Raw genomic sequence first — 16,554 nt, 5'->3', positions numbered from 1 at the left:
GGAGGGAAAAACGGTGTTACGATAGGGCTATAAGGAGGTAAGAATGCCCATTCACGACTACTTACAACCCTATTTGCGACTGCTTATAATGCCCAATGGCACTACTGGCGTTGCTTAACGCGACCGTATGTGTAGGCTTTTGTCGCCTAATGTATATCGAAAACGGTCTTTTTCATTGGAAAAGCACTGTTTATTGTTATCTCCCCTCCTTTATCTTGTGATTCCTGTGGAAATGAGATGTTATGGAAAAGCTCTAATACTACTCAAAAAGACAGAAAAGCCTCTTTGTGGATGACTTTATGGAAATGAGAATTTTGCTTGATCAACAGCTAGAAAAGGCGTTTAGAAGTGAATAACTAATCACTTCTAAAGCCGTTAGTTATTCACTGGGTATACTCGTTAGTTATTCACTCGACAAGCCGCAAGTTATTCACTTCAGAAGGCAAAAGTAGGAGATTTTACCTTTCATCCCCCGGATACTTCCGTTGGTCACAATAATTTGATTGGATACTCCTGCTGATGTAGTTTTGAAATAAAAAACGACATGAGCAGGAATCTTTTTATAATAGTTCTATTGATAATTACCCCTTTTTGTGGTTGGGGACAGGTCGATACGATAGCGGACCAGAAGTTACAGGAAGTGGTGATCATGGCTAAGCTCCCTACGGTAGAGATGAAACCGGGGAAGATGACTTATAGGCTGGATGCCTCTATCACCCAAAGCCAAGGGAATGTCTACGACGTGTTGACCAGTTTGCCGGGAGTCGTGATACAAAATGATGGCACTATTTTCTTGAATGGTCAAAACGGAGCGAATATCTTGATGGATGGTAAGCCGACCTATTTATCGGGGCAAGATCTTGTCAACCTCTTAAAATCGACTCCTGCCTCCATTACGGATAAAATCGATTTGATTACGCATCCCTCGGCACGTTACGACGCTAGCGGAAACTCCGGTATTATCGATATACGTACGAAGAAGATATTGCGAAGAGGAATGAACCTTTCGGTAAACGGTAGTTATGACCAAGGTAAATATGGAGAGGGTTTCGCTTCTACTACCCTGAATCTGCGAACGAATAAGTTCAACTTCTATCTCTCTTATTCCTATTCCCGGAAGAATGATTACGATGATCTGTATGTGGAGAGAAACTATCTGGAAGGTTGGCGGCCGGAAGGGGAGACCGGGCAGATGACGCAATCTTCCTATCGAACTTGGAAGAATACATCAAACTATTATCGTTTCGGGATCGATTATCAAATGTCGGATAAGACTACGATCGGGTTTTCGACGGATGGTAATCTGGCGGGTAACAAGGTTGAGGGAGATATGAACTCATCCATTCCTAAGCGATCTCCGCAAACCGGAGGTTCGCTTCGCACCTTGAACGATCAGAATCGTTCACAGGATAATTTTACGGCTGTTTTAAGTTTAACACATACCTTTAACTCTGATGGTGGGGTCTTGGATGCCTCTATGGATTACTTGCGTTATCGATACGAGGAAGACCAATATTTGAATAGCCAAGATACCTTGTTTGGGGATATGGATGGAGGAATCCATTTATACTCCGGACAAGCGAATCTGGTGTGGCCTTTCTCGAAATCCTTCACGTTCCATGCAGGCGCCAAGACCTCTTTTGTCTCTATTGATAATAACGCTGATTATAATCGGTTACAAGGTGATTCTTGGCAACCGGACCATGACTTGAGTTGTGATTTTCAGTATGACGAGAATATAAACGCGGGCTATGTACAGCTTGACGCCAAATTCTCTTCTGTAAGTCTGGAGGCAGGTCTTCGTCTGGAAAATACCCGCATAGAGGGCGAACAATCGGGTAACGCTTATCAAAGAGACTCCTCGTTTACCAATCATTATACGCACTTGTTCCCAACGCTTTCTGTTCAGTATGCCTTGAGGAATGGGAATAGTCTGTCGCTTACTTATGGCAAACGGATTGTCCGTCCGAATTACCGGGACCTGAATCCGTTTGTATATATCCACGATGAGTATACGTATGATAAAGGTAACACCTTATTACGCCCGGAATTATCCGATAATCTGGAACTGGCCTATATACATGGCGATTTATTCCGGGTGGGGCTTGCTTTCAATTATACGAAGGATGTAATTATCAAGAGCTATTTGGATCAAGGGAACTATGTCGTTTATGTCTCACCGGAAAATCTCTCTTCCCGCGTCAGCGTAGGTCCCCGGCTCAGTACCTCCCAATTACCGCTAACCTCATTTTGGAACGTGAACGTCAGCGCATCCTTGATCTATAACCGGTATCGTTTACCGGAGAATTATCAAGTAAAGGTGAATAAGAGATGGACACCGAATATCGGGATCTCGAATCAGTTTAGCTTTGCCCGGACTTGGAGCGCTGAGCTTATCGGTTTCTATAATGGGAAAATGGCGGCGGGACAAGCTGCGATCTATCCGTTATGGCAAATAAATGCCGGTATCCAGAAGAAGATATGGAAAGGTCGGGGAACGATCCAGTTATTCGCACGGGATATTTTCCATTCGAATGTATCGAGAATGAGCGTGATGACTCCTACCCAGCACGCTTTTATAAAAGAGCGGATGAACCGGACGGTAGTCGGTATTTCTTTGACCTATCGTATAAATCGTGGTTTGGAGGTGAAAGAATCTCGCCGGAAGCATAGCGTAGATGAAAGTAAAAGAATAAATTTGTGAAACCTCTAGACAAATGGTTTATGAAAAAGATATATAAGTGGATATATGCCTTGATTTTTGCGGTCTCTTTGTATTCTTGTATCCGCTGGGTAACGGATTATACGAAAGAAGGACACTACTGGACACAGTCCTTGGGGAATAGTATCCTAGAGATCGTGATTCTAATCTTTGTCTCTTATTTGTTTTTTATTTACTTTGGAAGCCAGATCGAGAAGAGCCGAAGAGCGAAAGAACCGAATAGGTGGAAATTTGTTTGGAGATCGTATGGAATGCCTTTCTTATTTATTATATTGGGTGTGAATGCTACGTTGGCAATAACCCGTATATTTATCGGTGATACTTTCCATATGGACGATATAATAATCGCGAACGTGATAGGGAGCTTGTTTGCGTTTATGGTCTATAATGTTCAGCGAGCTCAAGTATTGGATAAAGATTACGCCGAGCAGCGTATCCAACTCGAAAAGATCAAGAATGATCAATTACAGACGGAATTGAAGTTCTTGAAATCCCAATATCATCCTCACTTCTTGTTTAATGCGCTCAATACCGTTTATTTCCAGATTGATGAAAGTAACAAGGCGCCTCGTCGCACGTTAGAGATGATATCCGAACTCTTGCGTTACCAACTGTATGGTGGCAATCAGAAGGTCAGTATCCTGCAAGAAATTGATTATTTGAAAACTTATATAGCTTTGCGTAAGCTTCGTATGAGTGAACGCCTGCGGTTGCGTGTAGAGTTTCCGCCCGAATTGAATGAACTGAATATTTATCCGTTACTCTTCCTCCCGTTGGTAGAGAACGCTTTTAAATACGTAGGTGGCGATTATCAATTGGATATTATCATGAAATGGGAAAATAACCGGATCAGTTTGTTTATACGAAACTCCATCCCCGAGCTTTCAGCGGAGGACGAAGTGTTGCGTAAATCGGTGGATGAACGGCAACGTAAAGGCATCGGTCTGGTAAATTTACGCCGCCGATTATCTTTATTGTATCCCAATAAGCACCGTTTGGAAACCCGGAAAGAAGAGACTGAGTTCGTAGCGGAATTAATGATTGAAATAGAAGAAATATGACAATAACCTGCGTGATAACAGATGATGAGCCGATGGCCCGTAAAGGATTGCAATCGTATGTGGAGCGAGTGGATTTTCTCTCCTTGACCGGTGTATGTGAGGACGCTATCCAATTAAATACCCTGTTGAAAACTCAGCAGCCGGATTTACTTTTGTTAGATATCGAGATGCCTTATCTTTCCGGTTTGGATTTATTGGCGACCTTAAACCAGCCTCCCAAAGTGATCGTTACTTCCGCTTATGAGCAATATGCCTTGAAAGGGTATGAGCTGGATGTCGTGGATTATTTGCTGAAGCCTATTTCCTTTGAGCGTTTCTTAAAAGGCGTGAATAAGGTGCACGACCTGTTGGCTCGGGAGAATACGCCGGATGCGGATGCCTCGTTTTTCGTGAAAAGCGAGAAGCAAATGCGTAAGATTTACCTAAGAGATATCTTATTTGTAGAGGCGTTGGAAAATTATGTTAGTATCTATACTACTTCCGGTAGAGTATTGACCCATTCAACCTTGAAGCGGATCGGGGAATCCCTACCCGATGATCAATTTCTCCAAACGCATAAATCGTATATAATTAATGCGGATCGTGTCGATCTGGTAGAAGGGAATAGATTACGTATCGAATCCTATCAAATCCCGATCGCCCGTAATCTCAGAGATGTTGTATTTAAGCGTATCCTTAAGAATACGTTGTAATTATATGACTGTAGCTAGGTCATAGAGACGCAGCACATGCTGCGTCTCTACAACTGGGTATTTTGTTATTTGAATAACATTGGGGCGAATTTTGTGAGGTAGATGCGCCAGTTCTTCCAGATATGGCCGCCGTCGCTCTCGTAGTATTCGTATTTGTAGCCGTTATCGTCTAGTTTCTTACGATAGTCTACGTTGTTTTTGTATAGGAAGTCGGTTTTACCGATAGCGATCCAGTATAATTTCGGGTGCTTGCCGAATTGTACTTTCAGCTTCTCATCCATATTCTGGTAGATGGGAGATTCGGAGCCTTCACGGGGGAGGATGGCGGCAGAGAATAATCCCACGTAATCGAACATATCCGGATATTGCTTAGATATATGCAAAGAATGGAAACCGCCCATGGAAAGTCCGGCTATCGCACGGCTGGATTTCTTTTTTTCCACACGGTAATTGCTCTCGATAAACTTAATGACATCTGGGAAACTGCTTTCCATGCTACCCTCCATGGTTTTAGGTAGTTGCATATTCGGCTTAACTAAACCTAGGCTGGATTCTCCCGGAGCGGCCTCTTGATCCGCGTTTCCGTTTGTCATAACCACGATCATCGGTTTAGCCTTGCCTTGGGCGATTAGGTTATCCATGATCTGGGCCGTACGTCCTAAGGCGATCCAAGCTTCCTCGTCGCCACCCATGCCGTGTAAGAGGTAGAATACCGGATATTTTTTGCCACTTGTCTCATAGCCAGCCGGCGTATAAACGGTAATACGGCGGGTCTTTCCCAATGTCGGGCTCTCATACCAACGGCGAGCGACCGTTCCGTGAGGAACATTATTAACGCTGTATAAATCGCCCTGTCCACTCTTGATGATAAAGATATTCGTAACGGATGCCACGTCACGGTTCAGATAGACATTATTAGGATCTGTAGTCTTTAATCCATCGACAATAAAGGAATAGCTATATAATTCGGAGGGAAGCGGTTCCGGTGTGGTATATTCCCAAACGCCTTCTTTACCTTCCTTTAAATCAACGGTACCGGGTACATCCACTAAACCGAACTGAGTCTCCATCTTCTGTGTGGGAAGGAAATCTCCTGTTACCTGCACCTTGATCGCTTTGGGTGCCATGAACCGGAAGGTTACGGTGTTATCCGGATGAATCTCCGGAGAGATGATGTTCTGACTACCCCAAAGGGCTTGTTGGGCGAACGTGATCACGCTGATCAGCATGAATACGGCCAAGATTGATAATCTTTTCATAATGATAAATTTATTAATGGTATTACTGAGGTCTAAAGATTTTTACAAATGTAATGAATAATCTGTTACATGAGCAATAAATAGGCTCGATAATGTGTGTCTTTCGTGACGGGGCATAATGAGAGGTAGCCTTCTTGAATCCTTCCATTCGCAAAGCGAAGTGGATAAGTCTCAGACATGAGGCGGTGTTTCTCGAGAGCTTCTCCGGCTTCCTTCTCGTAAGAAACCCGGTAATCGCCAACAGCCCTAGGCGCTACATAATGCTGGAATAGACGTAAAGCGACCATTCCCATCGTGTACCGCATATTGATCTCAATGCAGGGATGAATAGCGAAAGATCCATCCTTTTGTCTATAGACCAGCATATCCACACCTATACAGCCCGCGTAAGTAGATCCGTACACTTCTTGTAATACAGAGCGTACCGCCTCTTGGATGCAGGAATAGGTTTCTTCGCCCGTGAATCGGGTGATGCGAGAGAGCATGGTGGATTGTTCCTCTAGGATGTTGCCTGTATAGGAGCCTCGCTCCTCGGTATTGAAAACGGATAATCCCTCGTAACGGACAGTACCTTGCCCGTCGGAATAAAATTCCATGGCGAAATCCTGTACTTTGTCTAATCCGCTTTCGATGCTGATCATTCCTTGTTTGTTGAATGCGCCCTCTATCCAGTTTTTCGTCTTCGTATCTGGTTTTCGTTTCTCTATCCATAACAATCCCCGTCCGGAAGAGGAATAGGGTGTTTTTAATACGAAGGGAGCGTTGCATAAGAGCATGTATCTCTCCACCTCCCGGAGTTGAGTGCAGAAACGAGGTGCTACCGGAATAGGGAGATCGGGTAGGAGGGCCTGTATCTTTTCCAGACATTCCGCCGCCGTTTGCCTACCGGTAAGGCGAAAATAATCCTCTTTCCAAGTCGGGACGGATAGCCGGACTTTTGCCTTGTCCCTCAACTGCTCGAATAAGTGAAGACTATGCGGGGAAAGTCCCCATGGGGCCGCGTCCATAGGAGAGAGGTAGGGAGCGTTTTTCGCCAGCATCGCTTTTGTTACAGGTATAGGAGCTGGGTGTAGGTCTTTGGGCAAATGGGCGAAAAACGGAGGGGTTGCCTTACTATCTTCCAGATAGACAAAATCATCCTCTTCCGCATACCAAACCGGCAGCAGCGCCAAGTCTTTTTGCATTTTACGGACATTTGTCGGTGCCGTGTAGTTCTGTGTCCCTAAAAGTACGGCCGTCTCGTGGCCGGGATTGAAATAATGTATCCGTGACATAAAAGCGTAAAAACAACAAAGCCGTCTTTTTAAAGGACGGCTTTGCTCGGGTTTATGAGATTGTTATTCCAGATTCTCGTCGATGGCATCGATCTTCTTGACTGTTAAAGCCATATCCTCTTTCAGTTTTTCGATCTTGCGTTCCATTTCTTTCAGTAAACCGCCGCCGCCCTTGGAGGAAATGCTTAGGAAGCCGATGTTGTTCTCGTAAGTCTGAAGCTCGTTCTTCATGCGCTCGTACATACGCATCAACTTATCACGCTCGCTGAACAAACGGCCTTTACCTCTTTCGCCGCTGGTCATCTCGTTTAGGTTGTTGCGGAACGACTGCATCTTGCGATCGTTCTGGTCTACCTTCAAGCGATCGAATTGTTGGTCAACCGCCTCGTGATATTCCTTGTAGATCTTATCTTTCTCCTTGAACGGTACGAAACCGATCGTGTTCCATTCCGCCATATAAGACTTCAAGGTCGTGATAGCCTCATCATGTCCAAGGCTCTCGTCCATGCCCTTAATCTTAGCGATCAACTCTTTCTTAGCGGCCAAGTTGGTCTGCTCTATGCTCTTTTGGGAAACAACGTTCTTATTCTTTTGCTCGAAGAAATAATCACAAGCCGAGATAAAACGTTTCCAGATAGCGTCGGAATGCTTACGGGCTACCGGTCCGATCGTCTTCCATTCTTTCTGCAAAGCGATCATCTTATCCGTCGTATCCTTCCAGTCCGTACTATCCTTCAAAGCCTCGGCTTTCTCGCATAACGCACGTTTAGCGTCGAGGTTTTTCTCCATATCGCTCTTGATCGCCTTGTAGAACTCGCTCTTCTTCTCGAAGTAGACATCGCAAGCGGCACGGAAACGTTCGAATATCTTTACGTTATATTTTTTCGGAGCGAAACCAATCGTCTTCCATTTCTCTTGCAAGCCGATTACCTCCTTATTCTTTTCTTCCCAATCCTTAAACGATTTCAACGCGCTGAAATCAATCGCCTCGATTTGTTCGCAAATCACGGTCTTCGCATCCAGATTCTCCTGCTCTTTCGCTTTTAGTTTCTCGAAGTGCTCTTGGTGACGCTTATTGATCACGGTTGAGGCAGCTTTGAAGCGAGCCCATAAGTTCTCACGTAACTCTTTCGCTACCGGCCCGATCTCACGCCATTGCTGGTGCAGCTTCTGAAGCTGGTGGAAAGCGGAGATAACATCCGGCTCGTTACCTAGTTTCTCTACGGTTTCGCACAAGGCGGTCTTCAATTCCAGATTCTTCTTGAAGTCGTAATCACGGAACTGATTGTTTATCTTGATAATATCATAGAATTTCTCGGTGTAGATCTGATAGTTCTTCCAAAGCTCGTTCACGTGCTCTTGGGGAACGGCCTTCACCTCTTTCCATCTTTGTTGGATGTCCTTGAAAGAGTTGTATAATTTATTGAAATCATCTTGGCTTTCGCAAAGCTCTTTCAACTGGTCGATCAACTGCAATTTCAAAGCGTAGTTAGCGGCCTTTACACGCTCTTCCTCGGCGAGGATAGCGGCTCTTTTCTCTTTATAAGAGGTGAGCAAATCCTTGATCTTGTTCTCGGTTTCGTCAGCGGGGGCTGTAAAATCCTTTTCTTCGCCACCATCAGCGATGAATACTTTCTTAAGCTCTTCCACCTCGTTACGACGGATCTTGTAGTAAGCCTGTTTCAAAGCCTCTACTTCTCCACGGGAAGTCTCTACGGAAGTCTCAACAAGTTCGGTTAACTTAGCGAGAATTTCTTCTTTGGTTAATTTACCTGCGGCAATAGCAGCGTCCGCCTCCGCTGTATCGTTGGCTTCAACGTCTGCGGTAGCATCGATTTCCGGCGTCTCAACCGGTTTTTTAGTTTCTTCCAATTTCCCGGCTTCTTCCGGCAAATTAGTCTCAAGAGTGTCCTTCATATACAATCGCTTTTAAGAAAAGGATAAATACATTCCTATATCAAGTCACAAATTAAACTAAATATTTTTGGATTACAGCATTTCGGGGAAATTATTTATCTAAAAAGTCATTTTGGATACTAATAGATGTTAAGGTTGGCCGATTTCTCTTGATTCCGGTTGTAGAGACGGGGCATGCCCCGTCTCTACACCGTCTACTTATACTATTTAATCTCATTTATCCCAAGAAGGAAATCAATACGCCGGCAGCTACCGCCGAGCCGATCACTCCCGAGATATTACTAGCCATGCAATATTGCAAGACATGGTTCTTCGGATCATATTGCAACGCGATCTCATTCGCCACACGAGAGGCCATGGGGACAGCACTTAAACCCGTGGCTCCGATAAGCGGATTGATTTTCTTCTTAGTGAACAAATTGAAAATCTTAACGAAGAAGATACCTCCGGCGATAGACAAGGCGAATGCCAAGAAACCGCCGATTACGATACCGATTGTTGTCAGGTTCAAGAACGCCTCTGATGTCATGGTAGCTCCGACAGATAATCCAAGGAAGATCGTTGCAGCGTTCATGATGCTGTTGGAAGCGGCATCGAACAGACGGAACGTATTGGTTCCGATCTCTTTTACAAGATTACCGAACATCAACATACCGATCAAAGGAACGGAGCTGGGAACAAACAAGGCGACTACGGTAGTTACCACGATCGGGAAGATAATCTTCAATACACGCAAATTTTTGATCTCCATGTTAGAAGGGTATTTCTTCTCTTGTTCCTTCATGTTGATCCGTAATTCTTTCTTAGAACACAGTAGCTTAACGACCAACGGGATGATAACCGGTACCAAAGCCATGTAAGAATAAGCGGCGATAGCGATCGGGCCTAGCAAATGCGGAGCCAATTTAATGGTCGTGAAGATAGCCGTCGGGCCATCGGCGCCACCGATAATACCTAAAGACGCTGCCTCTTTCGGTGTGAATCCCATCAAGATCGCTACCAAAAGCACCGTGAAGATTCCCAATTGGGCCGCGGCGCCGAAAATGGATAGGCGAAGGTTGCGGAGCATTGGGCCGAAGTCGGTCAACGCACCGACACCCATGAAGATAATCGGCGGCAAGAAGCCCGTCTTGATCAACATATAATAGATGAAGTTCATCAAGCCAAGCTCGTGCGCGATATCATGCAGCGGCATTTCCCAGATGTTTCTCATCACGCCGTGTACATTAATCAACCCATTCTCATCCGCTTGAATCACTCCCATATCGCCTCCGGGGAAATTGGCGAGCAATACGCCGAACGCGATAGGCACGAGCAATAGTGGCTCGTATTGTTTCTTGATACCGAGGTAGAGCAATACGAACGCTATGGCATACATGATCAAGAACTGCGGTTCAGCAATGATATTGCTGAACGCAGTCATCTCATATAAGTTTTGAAATATCTCGTTCATTATTGAATCGTCATTAATACATCATCCTCAGATACGGCATCACCGGAAGACAGGCAGATCGCCGTGATCGTTCCCCCGAACTCGGCACGTACGGCATTGTATGTTTTCATGGCCTCCACGTAGCAAAGGACATCACCTTCTTTCACTACGTCGCCTACCTTCACCGGTGTATCGGAAGCGTTCTTTATAAGGAAGAATTTACCTTCCAGCGGAGAAAGCACCTCTTTTCCAGCGCCTGCGGGAGCATTTGTTGTCTCCGGGGCTGTCGGGGCGGGAGCCGCTGTCGGTTTAACTTCCGGAGTCGTGCTGTTGGTATCACCAAAAGCGACGGTCACACGGTAAGCTTGCCCGTTTACATCTACGGTCATGACTTGCGGAGTAGTCGGCATCGTTAATGCAGCGGCAGGTGCCGGAGCCGGTGCGGCTGGAGTGGCGGGTACCGTCGGTTTACCGGCGTTCGCTTTCTCTGCCTTACGTTTTGCCACGTCTGCCTTAAACTCGACCTTGGCCTTTCCGGAGCGATATGCCTCGTATTGAGCGGGGTGCATGGCGTATTCGAAGAGCTCTTCCTCGTCCTCGCCGACTTCCCATTGCTTCTCGTTCATCAACTTTCGATACTTATCCAATGCGTCCGGATAATTGTCTTGAGGATTACCCTCGAAGAACTGGCGGCCTTCGGCCTTCGCCTTCTCGACGATCTCGGGAGCCAACGGGCCCGGAAGACGTCCGGCCTTTCCGAGGATCATATCCCAGATATCGTCGGCGATCATGCTCCAGCGGGCTTTCCCCTTCTCCATCTGCATGACGTTCATCAAAGCTAGGTTCTTCACGTATTGGCTGAATGGAGTTACCAATGGAGGATAACCGACACGTGGCCATACGTAAGCTACCTCGTCGAACAACTTGATCAATAACTGGTCTTGAGACATCAGCGGTTTGTTGTTCTTTATATTGCTCTTGTTGATCGTCTCTAGGTTCTTCTCAAGGTCCGCCATCAAGCTACCCATCATACCGCCCGGAAGTCCCGGTCCGATCAGCAAGGAATTCATCAACCGGTTCTTCGGGCTGATATACAATCCCAAGAAATCATCCATGAATTCTTGAACCAAGGCACGAACCTTCATATAAGCCTCCATATTGATCTCGGGCACCTTATAACCGGCGTCCTTCAACATCGCCTGTACGGTCAGCAAGTCCGCATGTCCTGTACCCCAAGAAAGCGGCTCCATACCTACGTCGATATAGTCGCAACCCGCGTTACAAACCTCCATGATGGAAGCTACGTTAAAGCCGGGACCGGCATGGCTATGATATTGGATCGGGATCTCTGGATATTTTTCCTTGATATTGGCTACGATACGGCCTAATGTGTACGGACGTCCGATACCGGCCATATCCTTGATACAAATCTCATCCGCTCCGAGCTCGATCAACTCGAATGCCATCTTGGTATAATACTCAACCGTATGTACCGGAGAATGCGTGATACACAAGGAGCATTGTGAGATCATACCGGCCTCTTTCGCGTATTTAATAGATGGGGCGATATTCCGTACGTCGTTCAAACCGCAGAACGTGCGGGCGATATCCGTTCCCTGCGCTTTCTTTACCTTATAAAATAGCTGACGTACATCGTCGGGTACCGGGCTCATGCGAAGGCCGTTCAACGCGCGGTCCAACATATGCGTCTGGATACCTGCCGCATGGAAAGGTTTTGTCCATTCACGGACCGCTTTATTAGGATTCTCTCCGAATAATAAGTTGACTTGTTCAAATCCTCCGCCATTCGTTTCCACCCGGGCGAAACAGCCCATCTCGATAATTGCCGGAGCGACTCTGGTTAGTTGGTCTACGGTCGGGACATACTTTCCGGCAGATTGCCACATGTCTCTGAAGACCAAACTGAATTTGATTTCTCTTTTCATGATATTAATATGTATTATTTATACTTTCTCAATTTTGATAACTTTCCCCTGTCCACGGGTCACGGCGCTGATTGCCGATACGATGGCGGCTGTCTCCTGTCCGGAAAGACTGCCGATTGCGGTGGTTTGCGTTGGAGTGGCCGTTTGTACCCGAACGGCTGCCGCTACTGGTTTCTTCGCTATGATCTCTTCCGGTGTGTATTTATTCACCAAGACGATAAGTCCTTTTCCCAGATTGATAACGATCAAAAGGATAGCAAATACGGTGGTCATTCCAACTACCATTAACAAAAGTCCTGTCTCTATATTCTCCATATTCTATATTTGTGGCTAGCTTAAAAGGTTTCTACAAAGGATTGAGCAACTTTCAGCCAAATTAAAAACAATCGCAAAATTATAAAATACTGGAAAACGATCTGTTACATTTTAATTAAAAAAATGAAAATAAATAAGCGAAACGGCCTTTTCGGTGAATGATTGTCAGCTTGAAAAAACATGTACGTGTTTTTTCCGGCGCTTGTACGGCTGAAAATTCAAATATATTACCGTAACTTTGCGGTGGAATTCTAATAATGTAGAACTATAATAATTAAGGAATAAGACCATGGGAAATTTCTTTACATCTTTATTCTCTTCTTCCAAACCGGCCGAGGCGACGGAGGATAAGGCGAAGAACGAGCAGAAGAATTTTGATATCTTGAAATACGACGGCGTACGTGCCCAGAAGATGGGAAAACTTGTTTATGCGATCAAATGCTTTACGGAGGCACTGAATATACAGGAGGATTTTGAGACGATGAGCTATCTCGTCTCCGCTTATACGATGGCGAACGATCTAGGGAAAGCCGAGGACGTGTTGAACCGGATGGTTGAGATGGAGCCGGATCATATCGCTACCCGCTTGACTCGCGTTAACTTATTGTTTATGTTGGATAAGGATGCGGAGGTCATAACCGATTGTTTGCACGTGATCGAGCTAGAGCCTTCTAATCATGTCGCTTATTTCATGATGGCAAAAGCGAAGAAAGCGACGAATGACGTATTTGGCGCTATCGCCGACCTGACGAGATCGATCTCCTTGAAGGAGGATTTCGCCGATGCTTATTTATTGCGTGCGGAGATTCTTTTAGGACTGGGACAAGCTAAAGAGGCGCTGCCCGATGTGGAGAAAGCGATCGAGATCGTGCCGGAGGAGGAAAGTTCTTATTTATTGAGAGGACGTATTCATATGGCTTTAGGGGATATCGAGGCCGCGAATTCTGATTTCCAGCAGGTCCTAGATCTAAATCCGTTTAATGAGGACGCTTGTATCTTATCTGGTCAGTTACTGATCGAGCAAAAGAAATATGACGAGGCGATCGCTTTCTTCGACGAGGCGATCGAGACGAATCCGTCTTTTGCCAAGGCTTATAGTGAGCGTGGGCGAGCCAAGAATCTGAAAGGTGATAAGACCGGTGCGTTCGAGGACTTGAAGAAATCTTTGGAACTGAATCCAGAAAGCGAGGAGGCCCAGAAGATGAACGGACAGCATTCGAATTTCGATAATATGTATAAAGGGGGAATCTTTTGATTCCCCCTTTATATAAATAGGTATTAGCAATTCGCTATTTCTTCCGGAGAAAGCCCGGTGCAGTTTGCGATTATCTCTATGGAAAGCCCTTGCTTTTTCAAGTTGGCGGCAATTTGACGTTTCTCTAGGTTCTGTCCTTCTGCAATGCCTTCCTCTCGTCCCTTGGCTATGCTTTCTGCTCTCCCTTCTGCTATGCCTTCAGCTCTCCCTTCCGCATGTCCTTCTATCCATCCGGTCTCGATGACGCTCTTTTGATATCGAAGGGCTTCCATGTGGGCGTAGTATTGGCTTTTCTCGGAAGGGCTGAGCCTGTCGATCCGTAGCTTCTCGCGTGCCTCCAGTAATCCCTTGGCAGTGGCATGCTCATCTATTTCTCCTGTTTTCAAGAAATAGATCCATTGGTCGAGAGGCGTTTTCGCCAGTTCGTCAAACTCGTTGACACGTAATACGTAATATTCCGGAAAAATATCGTTGGCTTCCTGTTTGACGAATTGTTCCCGTTGGCGGGTGGATAGTTTCAGTATATCATCAAAATGAATGCCTCTGAATTGGGTCTTCCCGTGATATACGTAATCCTTTCCCTGTCCAAGGCTGAAATAGATTATGTTTACGGAATATATTTTCTTGATGGTTCCATATTTCTCTCCCTCGTGGATATACTCGGTGACGGTCTTGGATCTGCCATAGAGCATACGGTGGAAATAGTCTAGCTCCCGGTTGTTCTGTACCTTGATGATTACAAGTTCGCCTTTGTCGTTTTCCGCCAATACGTCTACCGGATTTAACTTGTCCTCGCTTTCAAGGATGCGTACGATCACCACGTCCTCTCCGAGAAGAGTGGATAAAAGACCTTCGAGGACTACAAAATTGGACTTTTGGCGAAGTAAACGTTTGATCGCCCAATCGAAACGTACTAACGATGATTTATTTTTCATAGTTATCTTGTTCATTTGTTTATACTTCCACAAAGATAGTGAATTAAACGATTATCTTTGTTCCTATTCATAAAAAAGCAACCATGACCTATAATGTTTCTCTGGCAGCATGGGTATCTCTATCGAAATGATAGGATTCTCTATCGTTTATTTCAACAAACCTTAAATTGCTAGTTTTACCCCTTAAAGTTGAAAGTTCCGCCTATTCCATTCATTAATGTATCCATTTAATTTTGTCAGTGTAAAAAAATCCGCTAGCCTGTCCTTGGGAACTTCGTTCCGATAGGACTATATAACCTATCCTAATATTAAATCCTTATATTATAGTCTCTTATGCAAATCAATCCACTTTGGAGAAGAACTTATGAAAATTATCTTTACCTATTCTCAACAAGGTAAAGAGTTGATTCAGTCTTGTATGTCTTCTTTACTCAAGCCTGCCTAGACCTTCGTCCTATCGGAACTAAAACGATCCTTATATTCTAGACAATAAGGAATAAGTTAAACGAATAAAATATAGGGGTATGAAAATAAGGACAATAATCTCAAGTATTTGCTTGATGCTACTAGCGATCTCTTGCTCGATGGGGGATGAGGTGCTGGATGAGGTAGGCAAAGTTGTTACAGAGGAAGAATCGAGGACGGATATATATGCGGAATTCGACTTGGCTTTAACAGGTGGCACTCTACAAACTAAATCAGTAGGTACAGAAGCTCCGGATAATAATAAAACAACAGAAGGAGTTATCAATAGCTGTTATATAGCGGCATTCTTAGGGGGTGAAGATGCGTTAACAAACGGAAGTGAAATAATAGCCTCTGCTTTCTATAATACCTATCAAGGAGGTGATGCGATAGGCTCTGCACCTACGAAAGATAATCCTAATATTTATGCGTTGGGAAACCATATGATTATTAAGATTCCTGTAAGAAACGCGGATGCGACAGATAAACCTAAAGTGACGTTTGTGGCGGTCGCTAATATATTATCGGCCGATGCAAAAAAAGATCTGGATGGATTTGTGGCAAACTGCAAGACTTACGGTGATATATTGGGACGAAGAATTACTATGACAGATCCTAATATCTTCGTGAAGTTCGGTTCAGTAACTATATCTGATTATAAAGTGCGGGAGAAGGTATTGGATGAATGTGTTGAGGGAGAGAATTGTACCAAGGTTGAAATACCGGTATATCAACTTACGTCGGCTATTCAGTTGGAGGAGTTTAAGGTAAATAAGAAGGTACAAACTGGAACAGATTCGAATGGGGAACCTGTTTTCAAGGAAGAGACGGTATCCGATGCTAACGTTGTAAGCGTTTCATTATTAAACGCCGTTACTAGCACATATGTTAAAAAGGCTGATCCTAATGTGATTCTGAGATCTTCTCCTGTAGGTCCGCTTTCTGTAGGTGATGATAATCCTTTTCATCCGGATTATAATGATTCGAGTGTATCCCCAAAACCAACGTATGAGAATATTAGCGATATTCGTTTTTATACATATGCGAATGAAAGCAATGACGTGAATAAACAAACGGCATTGAAAGTCGTATATACGGTGAATGGAGTGGAATCTACAAGTACATTTAAGATAAAGACGGACGGCGCAGCCTGCGTACAGCCGGGGAATATATATAAACTGTATGTGACCATTACGAATGGCACGGCAGAAGGAACCTGCACGGTAAACGACTTTATATCGAATACGGTAACAGGAACTTGGGAAGAAGTAATAAAATAAA

General features: G+C 44.8%; 12 protein-coding genes. 5 read left to right on the top strand and 7 right to left on the bottom strand.

All coding sequences use genetic code 11. The annotated features are described in order from the left end of the window. Positions 1-544: 544 nt before the first annotated feature. The 3 genes from DWX33_RS03170 to DWX33_RS03160 are packed head-to-tail and all read left to right on the top strand — an operon-like array spanning position 545 to position 4,475. Positions 545-2,704 carry an outer membrane beta-barrel protein gene (locus tag DWX33_RS03170; protein ID WP_122379828.1) on the top strand — a complete coding sequence of 720 codons (2,160 nt, stop codon included), beginning with the start codon at positions 545-547 and terminating at the stop codon, positions 2,702-2,704. 20 nt (positions 2,705-2,724) lie between these two features. Continuing rightward, positions 2,725-3,783 (top strand): sensor histidine kinase, encoded by a 1,059-nt coding sequence (locus tag DWX33_RS03165; RefSeq protein WP_122379827.1) that lies wholly within the window; start codon positions 2,725-2,727, stop codon positions 3,781-3,783. Further along, positions 3,780-4,475 carry a LytTR family DNA-binding domain-containing protein gene (locus tag DWX33_RS03160; RefSeq protein WP_005866589.1) on the top strand — a complete coding sequence of 232 codons (696 nt, stop codon included), beginning with the start codon at positions 3,780-3,782 and terminating at the stop codon, positions 4,473-4,475. The genes DWX33_RS03165 and DWX33_RS03160 overlap by 4 nt, the downstream gene beginning before the upstream one ends. A 65-nt stretch (positions 4,476-4,540) precedes the next feature. Here the strand turns inward: DWX33_RS03160 and DWX33_RS03155 are convergent, their stop codons facing one another. The 6 genes from DWX33_RS03155 to DWX33_RS03130 form a co-directional block, all read right to left on the bottom strand. Next, a complete protein-coding gene (locus tag DWX33_RS03155) occupies positions 4,541-5,734 on the bottom strand; it encodes an esterase (protein ID WP_122144472.1) in 1,194 nt (397 codons plus the stop codon). Positions 5,735-5,799: 65 nt separating this feature from the next. After that, positions 5,800-7,008 (bottom strand): hypothetical protein, encoded by a 1,209-nt coding sequence (locus DWX33_RS03150; protein ID WP_122144471.1) that lies wholly within the window; start codon positions 7,006-7,008, stop codon positions 5,800-5,802. A gap of 63 nt (positions 7,009-7,071) precedes the next feature. After that, positions 7,072-8,925, bottom strand: a complete 1,854-nt coding sequence (locus DWX33_RS03145) for a DUF349 domain-containing protein (protein ID WP_005866594.1) — start codon at positions 8,923-8,925, stop codon at positions 7,072-7,074. A 217-nt stretch (positions 8,926-9,142) separates the two neighbouring features. Then, a complete protein-coding gene (locus DWX33_RS03140) occupies positions 9,143-10,378 on the bottom strand; it encodes a sodium ion-translocating decarboxylase subunit beta (protein WP_005866596.1) in 1,236 nt (411 codons plus the stop codon). Continuing rightward, positions 10,378-12,303, bottom strand: coding sequence for a biotin/lipoyl-containing protein (locus DWX33_RS03135; protein ID WP_122144470.1), 1,926 nt, complete (start codon positions 12,301-12,303; stop codon positions 10,378-10,380). The genes DWX33_RS03140 and DWX33_RS03135 overlap by 1 nt, the downstream gene beginning before the upstream one ends. An 18-nt stretch (positions 12,304-12,321) precedes the next feature. Then, positions 12,322-12,618: an OadG family protein gene (locus DWX33_RS03130; protein WP_008778485.1), complete on the bottom strand. Its 297-nt coding sequence runs from the start codon at positions 12,616-12,618 to the stop codon at positions 12,322-12,324. A 289-nt stretch (positions 12,619-12,907) separates the two neighbouring features. Between DWX33_RS03130 and DWX33_RS03125 the strand changes: the two genes are divergently transcribed. Further along, entirely contained in the window at positions 12,908-13,873 is a 966-nt protein-coding gene (locus DWX33_RS03125) for a tetratricopeptide repeat protein (protein ID WP_008780632.1), read from the top strand. A 23-nt stretch (positions 13,874-13,896) separates the two neighbouring features. On the opposite strand, the gene DWX33_RS03120 is transcribed toward DWX33_RS03125, so the two are convergent. Then, entirely contained in the window at positions 13,897-14,808 is a 912-nt protein-coding gene (locus DWX33_RS03120) for a PD-(D/E)XK nuclease family transposase (RefSeq protein ID WP_122268736.1), read from the bottom strand. Positions 14,809-15,332: 524 nt separating this feature from the next. On the opposite strand from DWX33_RS03120, the gene DWX33_RS03115 reads away from it, so the two are divergent. Then, complete coding sequence (locus DWX33_RS03115) at positions 15,333-16,553, top strand: hypothetical protein (protein WP_147342806.1); 1,221 nt, start codon at positions 15,333-15,335, stop codon at positions 16,551-16,553. The last annotated feature ends 1 nt before the right edge of the window (position 16,554 follow it).

This window comes from Parabacteroides sp. AF19-14, from assembly GCF_003635485.1.
Lineage (GTDB): Bacteria > Bacteroidota > Bacteroidia > Bacteroidales > Tannerellaceae > Parabacteroides > Parabacteroides distasonis.
This window is presented reverse-complemented; position numbering and strand designations above follow the sequence as displayed.